Origin of the sequence: Candidatus Pelagibacter communis, from assembly GCF_001180025.1 — a bacterium.
Classification (GTDB): domain Bacteria; phylum Pseudomonadota; class Alphaproteobacteria; order Pelagibacterales; family Pelagibacteraceae; genus Pelagibacter; species Pelagibacter ubique_A.
This window is the reverse complement of the sequence record NZ_CVSK01000007.1, coordinates 1-11,962: the sequence shown is the minus strand read 5'-3', so window position 1 is coordinate 11,962 and position 11,962 is coordinate 1. Positions and strand designations below refer to the sequence as shown.

The 11,962-nt window shown below is 28.9% G+C and carries 18 protein-coding genes and 1 pseudogene; 10 read left to right on the top strand and 9 right to left on the bottom strand.

Features of this window, described 5'->3' with window-relative positions; genetic code table 11:
- A partial coding sequence (locus tag AMN83_RS00185) for a pyridoxal-phosphate dependent enzyme (RefSeq protein WP_143323617.1) occupies positions 1 to 324 on the top strand: 324 nt, incomplete at its 5' end.
- Here AMN83_RS00185 and AMN83_RS00180 read toward each other — a convergent pair.
- Entirely contained in the window at positions 321 to 737 is a 417-nt protein-coding gene (locus AMN83_RS00180; protein ID WP_075503391.1) for a hypothetical protein, read from the bottom strand. The genes AMN83_RS00185 and AMN83_RS00180 overlap by 4 nt on opposite strands.
- Before the next feature lie 160 nt (positions 738 to 897).
- Here AMN83_RS00180 and AMN83_RS00175 point away from each other — a divergent pair, with 160 nt between their 5' ends.
- From AMN83_RS00175 to AMN83_RS00140, 8 genes are read left to right on the top strand one after another with little or no spacing between them, the layout of a single operon-like run.
- Complete coding sequence (locus AMN83_RS00175; RefSeq protein ID WP_075503389.1) at positions 898 to 1,380, top strand: hypothetical protein; 483 nt, start codon at positions 898 to 900, stop codon at positions 1,378 to 1,380.
- Positions 1,381 to 1,398: 18 nt separating this feature from the next.
- Positions 1,399 to 1,773, top strand: a complete 375-nt coding sequence (locus AMN83_RS00170; protein WP_075503387.1) for a hypothetical protein — start codon at positions 1,399 to 1,401, stop codon at positions 1,771 to 1,773.
- Between the two features lie 18 nt (positions 1,774 to 1,791).
- On the top strand, positions 1,792 to 2,076 hold the full coding sequence (locus tag AMN83_RS00165) for a hypothetical protein (RefSeq protein WP_023854076.1): 285 nt from the start codon (positions 1,792 to 1,794) through the stop codon (positions 2,074 to 2,076).
- A gap of 11 nt (positions 2,077 to 2,087) precedes the next feature.
- Entirely contained in the window at positions 2,088 to 2,408 is a 321-nt protein-coding gene (locus AMN83_RS00160; protein WP_023854077.1) for a nuclear transport factor 2 family protein, read from the top strand.
- The gene (locus AMN83_RS00155; RefSeq protein ID WP_075503385.1) at positions 2,409 to 2,999 is read left to right on the top strand and encodes a 2-hydroxychromene-2-carboxylate isomerase; all 591 of its coding nucleotides are present in this window, start codon (positions 2,409 to 2,411) and stop codon (positions 2,997 to 2,999) included.
- A 38-nt stretch (positions 3,000 to 3,037) separates the two neighbouring features.
- Positions 3,038 to 3,370 (top strand): DMT family transporter, encoded by a 333-nt coding sequence (locus AMN83_RS00150; RefSeq protein WP_075503383.1) that lies wholly within the window; start codon positions 3,038 to 3,040, stop codon positions 3,368 to 3,370.
- Positions 3,371 to 3,372: 2 nt separating this feature from the next.
- A complete protein-coding gene (locus AMN83_RS00145; RefSeq protein ID WP_075503381.1) occupies positions 3,373 to 3,600 on the top strand; it encodes a DUF2798 domain-containing protein in 228 nt (75 codons plus the stop codon).
- 2 nt (positions 3,601 to 3,602) lie between these two features.
- Positions 3,603 to 3,938: a DMT family transporter gene (locus AMN83_RS00140; protein ID WP_075503379.1), complete on the top strand. Its 336-nt coding sequence runs from the start codon at positions 3,603 to 3,605 to the stop codon at positions 3,936 to 3,938.
- On the opposite strand, the gene AMN83_RS00135 is transcribed toward AMN83_RS00140, so the two are convergent.
- From AMN83_RS00135 to AMN83_RS00125, 3 genes are read right to left on the bottom strand one after another with little or no spacing between them, the layout of a single operon-like run.
- Positions 3,917 to 4,288, bottom strand: coding sequence for a DUF952 domain-containing protein (locus AMN83_RS00135; protein WP_075503377.1), 372 nt, complete (start codon positions 4,286 to 4,288; stop codon positions 3,917 to 3,919). The two genes, AMN83_RS00140 and AMN83_RS00135, sit on opposite strands and share 22 nt — an antisense overlap.
- Position 4,289: 1 nt before the next feature.
- A complete protein-coding gene (locus AMN83_RS00130; protein ID WP_075503375.1) occupies positions 4,290 to 4,853 on the bottom strand; it encodes a DUF924 family protein in 564 nt (187 codons plus the stop codon).
- A complete protein-coding gene (locus AMN83_RS00125; RefSeq protein WP_075503373.1) occupies positions 4,850 to 5,656 on the bottom strand; it encodes an inositol monophosphatase family protein in 807 nt (268 codons plus the stop codon). Before AMN83_RS00125 ends, AMN83_RS00130 begins: the two co-directional genes overlap by 4 nt.
- Before the next feature lie 67 nt (positions 5,657 to 5,723).
- Here AMN83_RS00125 and AMN83_RS00120 point away from each other — a divergent pair, with 67 nt between their 5' ends.
- The gene (locus AMN83_RS00120; RefSeq protein ID WP_075503371.1) at positions 5,724 to 6,827 is read left to right on the top strand and encodes a TauD/TfdA family dioxygenase; all 1,104 of its coding nucleotides are present in this window, start codon (positions 5,724 to 5,726) and stop codon (positions 6,825 to 6,827) included.
- On the opposite strand, the gene AMN83_RS00115 is transcribed toward AMN83_RS00120, so the two are convergent.
- From AMN83_RS00115 to AMN83_RS05155, 5 genes and pseudogenes are all read right to left on the bottom strand, one after another.
- Positions 6,817 to 7,404: an FMN-dependent NADH-azoreductase gene (locus AMN83_RS00115; protein ID WP_075503369.1), complete on the bottom strand. Its 588-nt coding sequence runs from the start codon at positions 7,402 to 7,404 to the stop codon at positions 6,817 to 6,819. The two genes, AMN83_RS00120 and AMN83_RS00115, sit on opposite strands and share 11 nt — an antisense overlap.
- 9 nt (positions 7,405 to 7,413) lie before the next feature.
- The gene (locus AMN83_RS00110) at positions 7,414 to 8,121 is read right to left on the bottom strand and encodes a cytochrome c biogenesis CcdA family protein (RefSeq protein ID WP_075503367.1); all 708 of its coding nucleotides are present in this window, start codon (positions 8,119 to 8,121) and stop codon (positions 7,414 to 7,416) included.
- Positions 8,122 to 10,812: a phosphoenolpyruvate carboxylase gene (gene ppc, locus AMN83_RS00105; protein ID WP_075503365.1), complete on the bottom strand. Its 2,691-nt coding sequence runs from the start codon at positions 10,810 to 10,812 to the stop codon at positions 8,122 to 8,124.
- Entirely contained in the window at positions 10,787 to 11,698 is a 912-nt protein-coding gene (locus AMN83_RS00100; protein ID WP_075503363.1) for an SMP-30/gluconolactonase/LRE family protein, read from the bottom strand. The genes ppc and AMN83_RS00100 overlap by 26 nt, the downstream gene beginning before the upstream one ends.
- A pseudogene (locus AMN83_RS05155) lies at positions 11,691 to 11,962 on the bottom strand (mandelate racemase/muconate lactonizing enzyme family protein); the annotation flags it as partial. The gene AMN83_RS00100 and the pseudogene AMN83_RS05155, both read right to left, overlap by 8 nt.

The window sequence follows — 11,962 nt, the reverse complement described above, 5'->3', positions numbered from 1 at the left end:
AAGTCAGAAGGTGGATCAATTACTGAGGGAATTGGCTCAAGTAGAGTAACCGCTAACTTTGGTGAAGCTAAGATTGATGATGCCTATTCAATTGATGATCATGAAGCATTACCTATACTTTATGATTTAATTCAAAATGAAGGTCTAAGCCTAGGTACTAGTTGTGGTATCAATATTGCTGGAGCAATAAGAATGGGTAAAGAATTGGGGCCTGGTAAAACTATTGTAACAATTCTTTGTGATAGAAGTGATAAATACGCAACTAAAATGTTCAATAAAAAATTCCTAGAAGAAAAAGGTCTACCTGTACCTAATTGGTTTTAGATATAAATTTTATCAGCTAATCCGTAACAAAGTATTGCACTTAACAAAGTTAAAATACCTGGTGCAATTATTCCTTCGTTAGATGTTTGTGGAGTATGACCTAATTTATTTATTTTAATCGTATAAATTCCTACACAAAAAGCTGAAAGGTTTTGTAAAAATACTAAATTAAAAAAAGCCCATGTTCCTTGAAGTCCGTCAGGTCTAATAAAGCCAACCCATATAGCCATAGCTACAGCTCCAATAAATAATGATCCAAAAAATCTAGTCATTCCTGCACCAGTATCGTCAATACCAAACTTATCTAAAAATTTCTTTGTAGCAAATACAGTTTGATATGCATAAGCAGCAAAAATTATGAAATGAACAAGAAAAACGATTAAATAGAATATTCCATTAAACTTTTCGATCATAAAAAGATGCTATCAAAAATTAAAATCAAATTAAATAGCTAAAAACAGCATTTCTAATTGATAAAAATTGCATATCTGACGCGCGATATGAACGCATGAGACTGATTAACAAAAATGTAAGAGTATTTAGTTAAGGTTTAACTATTTAGAAAGGTAAATTATGAAAAAATTAATATTAGCATTAGTTTTTACATTAATGTCATCTCTTTCATTTGCAGATGGTCATAGTGGAAAAATAGATCTTAAAGGATTTTTTGTTGGTGATGCTAAAGTAATTGTAGATGATAAAGGTAATCCAATGACTTTTGCTTATGATGGTTTGGTAGGTATGATGGCAGTAGGTGGAACTACATTTGGAGATAATTCGTCTCATTATTGTGTTGGTGCTGGATCGATTCCTGGTAAAGGATTTGAGATGGGCCATTGTATTATAAAATTTATTAATGGCGATACTGCAATAACCTATTATGAGATTAAATTAGGTTACTCTATGGAAGGTACATTTAAATGTATAAGTGGAACTGGTAGATACGAAGGCATCGAATGTAGTGGAACTACCGGCTATACCCAAATTAAAACAGCTCAAGAAGGTAAAGTTCATTCAACGAATTATTTACAAGGAACTTATACTTTAAAAAAATAAATTAAAAGGAGATAATAAATGAAAAAAGTAATAATATTAATAAGTAGTTTATTTCTTTTTACCTCAGCATACGCAGGTATGTCTGACAGTGATAAAAATAAAGCTTGGGAATGTAGCGGTATCTACATGGCTAACTATTTCTTGCCACCAGGTGAAACATTTGAATATAGTATGAAAGAAAAATCTATGGCATCAGTGAAAGTTTTAAAAGCTTATGCTTTAGAAATTGGAATTCCTGAGAAGGAATGGGATGATGGCGTGAACAAAGCTGTAGATAAATTCTATGGCTCTAAATATGACGAGGGTAAAACAAATGACTGTCATAATTTTGTAAATTCAGCCATACCTAATGGAGAAGAAAGAGTTAAAAAGGTAGTTCAAACTCTATATTAACAAAAAAAAGGAGAAAAAATGGAAAAAGAAATGTTAGTAGTAGCAAAGTTAAAAGAAGGTACTTTTGAAAAATTCATGGGATTTATGCAATCTCCTGAAGGACTTGCTGAAAGAGCAAAAGTTGCAGTGGTTGAAAAAACAATTGGAACTGTAACTCCAGACAAAAGTACTGTAATGTTTAAAATATTTTGTACTGATGAAGCTGCACTTCATAAGTTTATAGAAGGTACCGAGGTATCAAAACCAATAATGGATGAAGTGTTAGACAGTTACTCAATATATGATTTAACTAAGGTTAAATAGAAAGGAATAACATGTCTATATTAGAGAAATATAGTGCTGCATTAAAAAATAAAGATGAAGCTGCAATGAATGAACTTTTGCATGACGATTTTAAATTCACAATGCATAAGTCAGGAAATGTTTTAACCAAAAGTGATGTTATCAAATGGGCAATGAGTGGTGATATCAATCAAGATAAGGTTAGAATTGTTTATGAAAATGATGAAGTTGGTATTCATCATGCCTTTGTAACTTTTAATGATGGAAATGTTGAGGCGGTAATGGCAGTATATAAATATGACAATGGAAAAATTGTTAGTTTAGAAACTGGTGCTACACCAATGCCAAAATAAGTGAGTGAAATTGATTTTTATTTTTCTATAGGAAGCACATACACCTATCTATCCGTAACTAGAATACTTGATGTTGAAAAACAACATCAAGTAAAATTTAATTGGAAACCTTTTTCAGTAAGAGCAATCATGAAAGAGATGAACAATATCCCATTTCCAAAGGATAAAATGAATAAAGTTAATTACATGTGGAGAGATATTGAAAGAAGAGCTGAAGGTTATGGTTTTTTTGCTAAAACGCCAGTTCCCTATCCATTATCAGAATTTGATTTAGCAAACCAAATTGCAATCCTTGGTTTTGAAAAAGGTTGGGGAGAAAAATTTGTTATTCTTACTTACAAAAAATGGTTTCAGGAAGGTAAAGAACCAGCAATTGAACCAAGTATTTCTGAAGTTTGCTCAGAATTAAGCTTAGATAAAGATAAAATAATCTCTGAAGCAAAATCCTCAGATATAGAAACAAAGTACAACGAAAACACAAACTCAGCTCGTGAAAATAAAATATTTGGTAGCCCATCTTTTATTGTAAAAAATGAACTCTTTTGGGGAGATGATAGAATGGAAGATGCAATTAAATGGTCACTTAAATAATTCTATATATTCTTCTTAAATTCATTTAAAGTCTCGAAATGAGTCTTGCAACTTCATATTTATTTTTAGGCATTGCAGTTTTTTTAGGCGTTACTTCAAATAGTTTTGCAAAAAGTGCAGAAGGTTTTACCCTTCTATTTCCAAGTATAATTACTGCAATTACAATTGTATTATGTATGTATGCTCTTTCATTGGTAATGAAAAATATCCCAATGGGAATTACTTATGCTTCCTTTGCAGGCTTAACAATTATAGCAACTGTTATTGTGGGTATAATTAGATTTAATCAAGTACCCAATTTATATTCATTAATTGGTTTAGTTTTTATTATTGTTGGTGTTTTGATGGTTAACCTATTAGGTAATAATTAATTATGATTTCAAAAAAATACGCCCAACCTTTATTTATGATTTTAATGTCTTTAGGTATGAGTGTTATTATGAGTGGTGTAGTTGTAGCTGTAAATACAGGTATCTCAGATGGTTTCTTTTTTAGATGGGGATATTCTCTAATGTTTGCATATCCAATTGCTTTAATTGCTGCATTTACATTAGCGCCTTTAATAAGACCTTTAGTTAATAAAATTGCATCAAAAGAATAATCATGAAACCATTGTTAGGATATTTATTTTTAGCTAATGGAATAATTTTTGGTATCGCATCAAATAGTTTTGCAAAAATTTCCGAAGGATTTACAAAACTAACTCCTTCTGTTCTATGTATTTTGTTTATGTGTATTACAATGTTTTCTATTGCAAAAGCCATGTCAGCACTACCAGTTGGATTTGCCTACTCTACTTACAGCGGCTTAACAGTAACTGGAGTTGTCCTTTTTGCTGTTTTAAAATTTAACCAAGTGCCTAATTTTTATGGAATTATTGGAATTATTTTAATTATAATTGGTGTAGTAATGGTTAATTACCTTGGTCGACTAAACTGATACTTTTTTAAAATTTCTGGAAGCTCATGACTTCCATCTTCATTTAAAGGTAGCTCATATTCGTTTACAACTGTGCTGGTATCTAAAGGTGAGTATAAATGAGGATACATATCTCCATTAGATGCTTGTTCCCATAATAAATGTTCAAGCTTAAAAGCATTTACTCTTAATAAAACTAAATTTTTCTTTTTGGGGTAATGTTTGTTTAAAGTTTCTTTTACCTGATCCTCCTCTGAAAAATGAATATATCCATCTTTAAGATCTTTGTCTGACCCACCATAGGTTCCAGATTGTTTGGCCTTTTGCCACTCATCTTTGTCTATAACTTTGAAAATAAATTCTAAATTCATTTCACCAAGACGAATTTGGACCTTTTAAAAATTCTATTTCTTCCTCTGTAGACTCTCTTCCCAAGATTTCATTTCTATGAGGATATCTATGAAATTGTCTAACTACTTTTGTATGATCTTGCCAAAATTTTTTTATTTCATTGTAACCTTCGTGCTCTCTTAAATATTTATTTAACAAATAATAAGCCATTTCATGATCACTAATTTCTTCACTGTGAATAAGTGGTAACAACATAAACAATCTTTGATTTACATTCATAGCTTCTAAATAACCAGAATAGACCGCATCATTAACAATTAATCTAGTTTTTTGATCTTGAGCAAAAGATTTTTTATCATTTCTGAACATATTACGAGAGAACTGATCAAAAAGTATAACTAAAGCTAAACAGCTCATGGGGTTGTCCTGCCAATCATCATATTCATTTTGGCAAGCAAGTTCATAATCTTTTAAAAAATTATCTCTAATTTTTTGATCAAACTTTATATCTTTTTTGAAACGCATCTCAGAAGGAGTTTCTTTAAACCAGAAATCTAGAATAACTTGTGCTCTTTCTGATATCATTCAGCTAATGGTTTTAATAATTTTAGAATCTTTTTGTGATTAGCTTTATTATTTGAGACAATAATATTTCCCCCAACAACAGGATTTTTGTTGCCCCAAGTAGTTACTATTGCTCCACTTGCTCTCACGATTGGCATAATCGGGTGAATATCCCAAATCTTATTTGCACATTGTGAAACCATTTCAAGTCTACCTTCTGCTAGTTGGCAATATGTCAATGCATCAAAACAAGGAAATTGCATTCGTTTAATAAATTTTTTAATTTTTGATTGTTGCTTCAAAGTTAATTGATTATGAAAAGCAGCAGCTAATTTTGCGTTAGCAAAATTTAATTTACTATTAACTTTAAGTTTTCTTTTTTTATTATTTTCAAAAACATACGCCGTATTTTTGTTTACATTTAAATAATATTTTCTCATTTTAGGAAAATTTGCTAATCCTAAAACTGGTTCTCCATTATAATTTAGTGAGATTAAATTGCTCCAACTAGGATTGCCTACAACATATGATCTGGTTCCATCAATTGGGTCAATTACCCAGGAAAACTCACTTTTAGTATTTTTATGACCATACTCCTCACCTATAATTTGGTGATTTGGAAATTTTTTTGAAATTTTAGATCTTATAAATTTTTCAAATGCTTTGTCAGATGTGGTTACAGGATCGTAACCTTTGCCTTTAATCTTATTGGTTATCTTAAATGGCTTATCTAACTTAGCGTAATAAAACTTAGTTAAATCTTTAGCAAGTTGATTTAAAAAGCTTGCATATATTGGATATTTTTTTGTATCAAATTTTTTCACAATGAACTCTTACTATTTAATTTATGTTGATTAAAGTTAAATTTTAAATAATCCTTAGCTTACTATTATGAAAATCGAGCTAGTTGAAAATAAGGTTTATTTTAATAATGGGTCTGAAAAAAAAGAAATTCACCCATTCTGGTTAAGAGAAAGAGTTAATGGTGAAGAATATTTGGATAAAGGAACTCAGCAAAGACTTTTTGATCCTACCTTTTTAAGTAATGATATTTCAATAAATAAAGTAAACCTTAATGAAAAATACTTAGTGATTGATTTTAATGATGGTGTTAATTCAAAATTAGAAATTGATAAAATAACTGCTGAATTTTCAAAAGAAGATATTGTAATAAAATCTATTGAAAAAACTAAATGGGACTCCTCTTTAAAAAATATAAAAAATTTTGAATACCAAGAAAATTTTTATGAAAGTAAAGAGATGCACGATATACTCGTTTCGTTTTACAAATATGGTTTTGTAATAATTAAAAATATTCCAATATCTAAAAATTATATTGTGGAATTTGCAAATTCTATAGGCAGTGTTCGAAGAACAAATTTTGGTGAATATTTTAATGTAAAATCTAAACCTGATCCAAACGATCTTGCTTATACATCTTTAGCTTTGGCACCTCATACTGACAATCCTTATAGAAATCCTGTACCATGTATTCAAATTTTACATTGTATAGAAAGTAAAGTTTCTGGTGGGTTATCAACATTGGTAGATGGTTATACAGTTACTGAAGATTTAAAAAATAAATACCCAGAATTTTATAAAATTTTAACAGAGGTAAAAGTAAGATTTAGATTTATTGATAAAGAAGTTATCTTAGAAACTATCTCTCCTTTGATTGAACTAAATGAGGATAAAAGTTTCAAGCAGGTAAGATTTAGTCCAAGATTAGACTATGTTCCAGTTTTAGAAAAAGAAAAATTAGATCTTTACTACCAAGCAAGAAAAAAAATATCTGAAATGTATAATTCAGATAAATATAGAATTGAATTTAAACTCGAGCCAAAAGACTTGATGATGATGGATAATCATAGACTGCTCCATGGAAGAACAGCTTATGAGACAAAGGAAGGTGAAAGATTTTTACAAGGTTGTTATATTGATTACGATAGTACTGAGGGAAAACTTAGACACTTAAAAAGAAAGTTTAATCTTTAAACAAATTTTCTATTTGCGCTTCAGCTTCTTTGATAGATTTTTCATAATCTAGTGCCATTTGATCTGCACTAATTATATCTACTTTTTCTATACCAAAAAAGTTAAGAATAAATTTTAACCAAGGAGTTAAAAAATCTTCTGAACTATTCAGTTTTGTTCCTCCAGAAGTAATAACTAGATATGCATGTTTGTTTTTTAACAAACCCTCCCTTCTACCATTTGGTTTAAATCTAAAAGTTTCACCTATACGCGCAGCTAAATCCGACCAAGCTTTAAGAGTTGCTGGTGGTCCATAATTATAAATTGGTGCTGAAATTATAATAACATCACTCTCTTTTAATTCTTTTACAAGCTTGTCAGAAAGCTCAAACATTTTTTTATGTTCTTCTGTTTGGTCTTTCTCATCAATATTCATTCCAGATTCTGTAAGCCCGCTTACAAAAAGCATCTCATCATCTAAATCTCTATAAATTACTTCATCTTCTGGTTTTTTAATTTTATCTAAAAGTTTTTTTGCTAAAGCTCTTGAGGTAGAGCCTTTTTTTCTAGCACTTGAATCTATTTGATAAATCTTCATTAATACTTTTTATCCGAATTTTTGCATAAAAGGAAAGATTTCAATGATATAAAAACCAATAGATTGTAATTGATTAGTTATAATTAAAATACCTGTAACTAAAAGAGTTATTCCACCAATTTTTGAAATTAAATTTATGTTTTTCTTAAAATTTTTAGAAAACAACAAGAACCTTTGAATTAAGTATCCAGACAAAACAAAAGGAATAGCAAGACCTAATGAATAAGAAATTAACAAGATTACAGCTTTTGATAAAGTTTCTTCAATAGATGCTAAAGCTAAAATTGAACCTAAAATTGGACCGATGCATGGTGTCCAGCCAAAACCAAAAGCAACACCAATCACATATGGAAAAAGAATATTTCTTGATTCTTTTGCATCAAATCTTTTCTCAAAATTTAAATATGGAATATTGATTATTCCAATTAATTGAAGAGAAAAAATTATAATAATTATTCCGGCTGAAATTCTTAACACTTCTGAATTTTGTAATAGCGCCTGACCCAAAAAAGATGCTGATGCACCTAAAAGAACAAATACAGTTGAGAACCCCAAACAAAATAAAATTAATGGAAAAAAATTGATTTTTTTTTGATTTAAAATTTCTTGTAAAGATTGGCCAGAGATATAAGAAATATATCCAGGTATTAAAGGTAGAACACATGGAGACAAAAAACTTATAAGTCCTGCTCCAAAAGCAATTAAGTATTCAAACATTTATCCAGTATTTTTCATTGCTGCAGAAATACCTGCAATCGATGTCATTAAAGCATCTTCAAGAAATTTTTTATCTAAATTTTTATATTTTTTATTTGTTAATTTATTCATTACATTTGCCTGAAGTATATTTAACATTTCTGTATAATTATTTCTTATAAATAAGGCTTTTCTAAATTCTTTCCTCTCTTTTACCACTTCTTTAGGGGTAATTTTATTGTGCAATTTGACCAATGCCTCAAATTGAAATCTTAATTTTTTACCAATTCTTTTTAGTGATGCATCGGCTAAATTATTTTCATACATAACTGATATTTCTGGATCCACCTTGGAAATTACCATATCTAAAATATCCATAGTTGATACAAAGTATGGCCAATTTCTTTCCATGTCAGTCATTGTTCTTTTAAACTTTTTAATTGATCCGTACCTTAATGCTTCAGTGGTGCCAAGCCAAGCAGGTAACATTAATCTAATTTGTGTCCAAGCAAATACCCAAGGGATAGCTCTTAAACTTTGAATATTATCAACATTCTTTCTTTTGGTTGGTCGTGATCCAATTGCAAGTTTTCCTAGTGATTTGTGTGGTGTTACTGTTTTGAAGTAACGAATAAAATCCTCACTTTGATTTAGATATTTTCTATATGAAGATGTAGAAATTTCTGACATTTTTTGAATTAATTCACGCCATTTAGTTTTTGATCTTGGTGGAGGATTTAAAGAAGCATCCATTACAGAACCTATATAGCTACAAAGATTATATTCAGCTAAAGGTTTGTATCCATACTTTTGTTGAATCACCTCACCTTGATCTGTAATTCTTATTTTGCCATTAACTGTTCCTGAAGGTTGTGATTTTAAAGTAGCTTGAATAGGTCCACCTCCTCTTCCTGGAGATCCGCCTCTACCATGAAAGAAAACAAGATCTATTCTGTATTTTTTAGCTAAACTTCTGAGCTCCTCTTGAAGTTTATATTGATGCCAACTTGCAGATAATTTTCCAGCATCTTTACTAGAGTCAGAATATCCAATCATTATTTCCTGCTTTGAATTAATCATTTTTCTATACCATGAAAGTTTGAATAAATTTGTCATTACACCATTAGCATTTTTTAAATCATCCAAAGTTTCAAAAAGTGGCACAACTCTTAATAAATTTTTATTTTGTGCCTGCATTTGTAAAAAATAAACAGATAAGATATCTGATGCTGTTGAGGTCATTGATATTACATATGCACCTAGGCACTCAATTGGTGTTTTCGCTATCTGTTTGAAAGTATTCCAAACTTCTTTATTTTCTTTATCTTTTATTTTTATTTTATCTACAAAAAGTTTTTTTTCTTTTATAGATTTATTTAATAACTTTACTTTTTCTATTTCAGTTAAAGAAGAATATTTTATATTTTTTTTCTTTTTAAAAATTTCGTTTAAAAGTTTTTCATGCCTATCTGCCTCTTGTCTTATATCTAATCTAGCTAAATTAATTCCAAAGCACCTAATTCTTCTCATTAAATCTAATAAGTCTGCATTTGCAATATACTCTCCTCGGTTTGCTTTTAATGATTTTCTTACTTCTCTTAATGGAAGAGTTATTTCATTTTTATTTTGAATTAATTTGTTTTCATCTAAATCTGCATCGTTATTTAAATGATTTTCAATTAATTGATGGGTTAGTCTCACCTTATCCCTAATTGGTCTCAAATAAACTCTATAAGGTTCATAGCTATTTCCTGTTGCTCTTTTAATTTTTGTAGAGCACTCTTCCATTGATAAATCTTGTATCAATTTAGTAAGTTCTTTTTCATATAATTTTGCAGCTTGCCATCTAGAAAATAAAATTACCTTTTTTGTAACTTCAGCTGTTACATTAGGATTTCCATCTCTATCTCCACCCATCCATGATCCAAATTGAATTGGATTAAAATCACGCGGTAAATCTTTCTTTAAATTTTTTCTAAATATATCGTTAAGTCTTTTATAAACTTTAGGAATGGTATCCCAAAGACTATCCTCGATAACAGCTAAACCCCACCTCGCTTCATCTAATGGAGATGGTTTAGTCCTTTTTAGTTCATCTGTTTTCCATATTATTGCAATTTCCGAGTAGAGCTTTCTATCTAATTCTATAATCTTAGATGGATATTTTTTATAAAGATGTCTTTGCTCCATAATTTCAATTAAATTGGCATATTTTTGAATTAAAGTTCTTCTTTTTACTTCAGTAGGATGAGCAGTAAGCACAATACCTATATCAAGTTTTGTGGCTTGTTCGTAAATTTTTTTATTCGGAATTTTTTTATTTTTAAATAAACTTTCTATTATATCTTCAATGAAAAGATTTTGATTTTTACTTTTAAAATATGGATTTTCAAATTCATTTAACTTTCTAGATGCATCTAATGACTCAGCTAAATTCATTAAATTTAAAATATGTGAAAATGCTCTTGTTAATTTAAACGTATTTTTAGGAGAAAGTTTTTTTACTTCTTTAGAAATTTTTGAAAAAATTTTACTTTTATTTTTATCTGATAAAGTATTTTTTGATAATAATCTAAATTTTTCAACAATTTCAAAAAAAACTGAACCTTCCTGATCTTTAATGACTCTTCCAAGAAAAGTTCCTAATAATCTAATATCTTCTCTTAAAAGCTTTGTTGGTATTCGCTCATAGTAAAGATCTCTTTTCTTCATTACTTATAATAAATTTTTTTTGTAAAACTCCTCTTGCATTTGTTTTTACACTAAAAAAGAATCCTGAATATCTAAATTTTCGCAGATCTGCTTTGCTCATCCCTTTTGTAGCTGTTGAAACATAAAGTTCTTTAGTATTTTTACCTCCAAATGCACAATTAGTTATATTTTTTGCAGGAAACTGAATTCTGTGAATTAATTTTGCTTTTTGATTAAAAACAGAAACGCAAGCACCATGGAAATGTGCTACCCATAAATTTTTATTTTTGTCTAAAGTCATTCCATCTGGTGAACCTTCATCAGGAGATAATTTTTTAAATATTTTTTTACTAATTATTTTATTATTTTTGTTTATTTTAATTTTATAGATTGTTTTTTTTGGGCTATCTGTATGATAAAAATTGTATTGATCAATAAATGCTGGTCCATTGGTAATTCTATAATTTTTATCAACTTTTGTTAATTTAAAATTTTTATCTAATTTATATAATGAACCTTTTTCAATTTTTCTTTCCAAGTTGTCCATGGTGCCAAACCAAAGATTTCCTGCAGGATCTGTTTTTCCATCATTAATTCTATTTAGTTTCAAATTTGGTTCTATCTTTATCGATTTTAAAATTTTTTTTGATTTTAAATTTTGTATTCTTAATTCTCCCTGGAGGCCTAAAATAAAAATATGATCTTTTATATGAGCGATGAAACCAATTTCTTTATTTACTTTAAATATTTTCTTTTTTTTGTTTTTAATGTTGAAGGAGCAAATTTTCTTTTTTTTAATATCTACAAAATAAATTGAATTATGTTCACTTACCCATAATGTTCCTTCACCTAAAGTACATCTAATTTTCCAAAGAGGTTTTGGTTTGGATGTTTTTATTTTATTCATTTACTTCAAACTCCTTTATAAACTCTTGATCAGGATTAATTCCAATACCCACATTATCTGTTACTGATGCAAAACCATTATTGTTTTTAACTTGATCTAAAATTGAAAACTCTTCCTTTGGCAAATCTGTGATAAAAATATTTTTTTCTGTTGTATCGAACTCAAGCATAGATTTTGATGGAAATAACCCACCAGGCATATCTGGCTGAGCAGTTAACAAATGTAGGTTAACTGCAATACTAATTGCAGAGCCCCATACATGAT

Excerpts from the sequence above, each read along its gene's own strand:
- AMN83_RS00180 (WP_075503391.1), bottom strand. The coding sequence starts at position 737 with ATGATCGAAAAGTTTAATGGAATATTCTATTTAATCGTTTTTCTTGTT.
- AMN83_RS00175 (WP_075503389.1), top strand. The coding sequence starts at position 898 with ATGAAAAAATTAATATTAGCATTAGTTTTTACATTAATGTCATCTCTT.
- AMN83_RS00170 (WP_075503387.1), top strand. The coding sequence starts at position 1,399 with ATGAAAAAAGTAATAATATTAATAAGTAGTTTATTTCTTTTTACCTCA.
- AMN83_RS00165 (WP_023854076.1), top strand. The coding sequence starts at position 1,792 with ATGGAAAAAGAAATGTTAGTAGTAGCAAAGTTAAAAGAAGGTACTTTT.
- AMN83_RS00160 (WP_023854077.1), top strand. The coding sequence starts at position 2,088 with ATGTCTATATTAGAGAAATATAGTGCTGCATTAAAAAATAAAGATGAA.
- AMN83_RS00150 (WP_075503383.1), top strand. The coding sequence starts at position 3,038 with ATGAGTCTTGCAACTTCATATTTATTTTTAGGCATTGCAGTTTTTTTA.
- AMN83_RS00145 (WP_075503381.1), top strand. The coding sequence starts at position 3,373 with ATGATTTCAAAAAAATACGCCCAACCTTTATTTATGATTTTAATGTCT.
- AMN83_RS00140 (WP_075503379.1), top strand. The coding sequence starts at position 3,603 with ATGAAACCATTGTTAGGATATTTATTTTTAGCTAATGGAATAATTTTT.
- AMN83_RS00135 (WP_075503377.1), bottom strand. The coding sequence starts at position 4,288 with ATGAATTTAGAATTTATTTTCAAAGTTATAGACAAAGATGAGTGGCAA.
- AMN83_RS00130 (WP_075503375.1), bottom strand. The coding sequence starts at position 4,853 with ATGATATCAGAAAGAGCACAAGTTATTCTAGATTTCTGGTTTAAAGAA.
- AMN83_RS00120 (WP_075503371.1), top strand. The coding sequence starts at position 5,724 with ATGAAAATCGAGCTAGTTGAAAATAAGGTTTATTTTAATAATGGGTCT.
- AMN83_RS00115 (WP_075503369.1), bottom strand. The coding sequence starts at position 7,404 with ATGAAGATTTATCAAATAGATTCAAGTGCTAGAAAAAAAGGCTCTACC.
- AMN83_RS00110 (WP_075503367.1), bottom strand. The coding sequence starts at position 8,121 with ATGTTTGAATACTTAATTGCTTTTGGAGCAGGACTTATAAGTTTTTTG.
- ppc (WP_075503365.1), bottom strand. The coding sequence starts at position 10,812 with ATGAAGAAAAGAGATCTTTACTATGAGCGAATACCAACAAAGCTTTTA.
- AMN83_RS00100 (WP_075503363.1), bottom strand. The coding sequence starts at position 11,698 with ATGAATAAAATAAAAACATCCAAACCAAAACCTCTTTGGAAAATTAGA.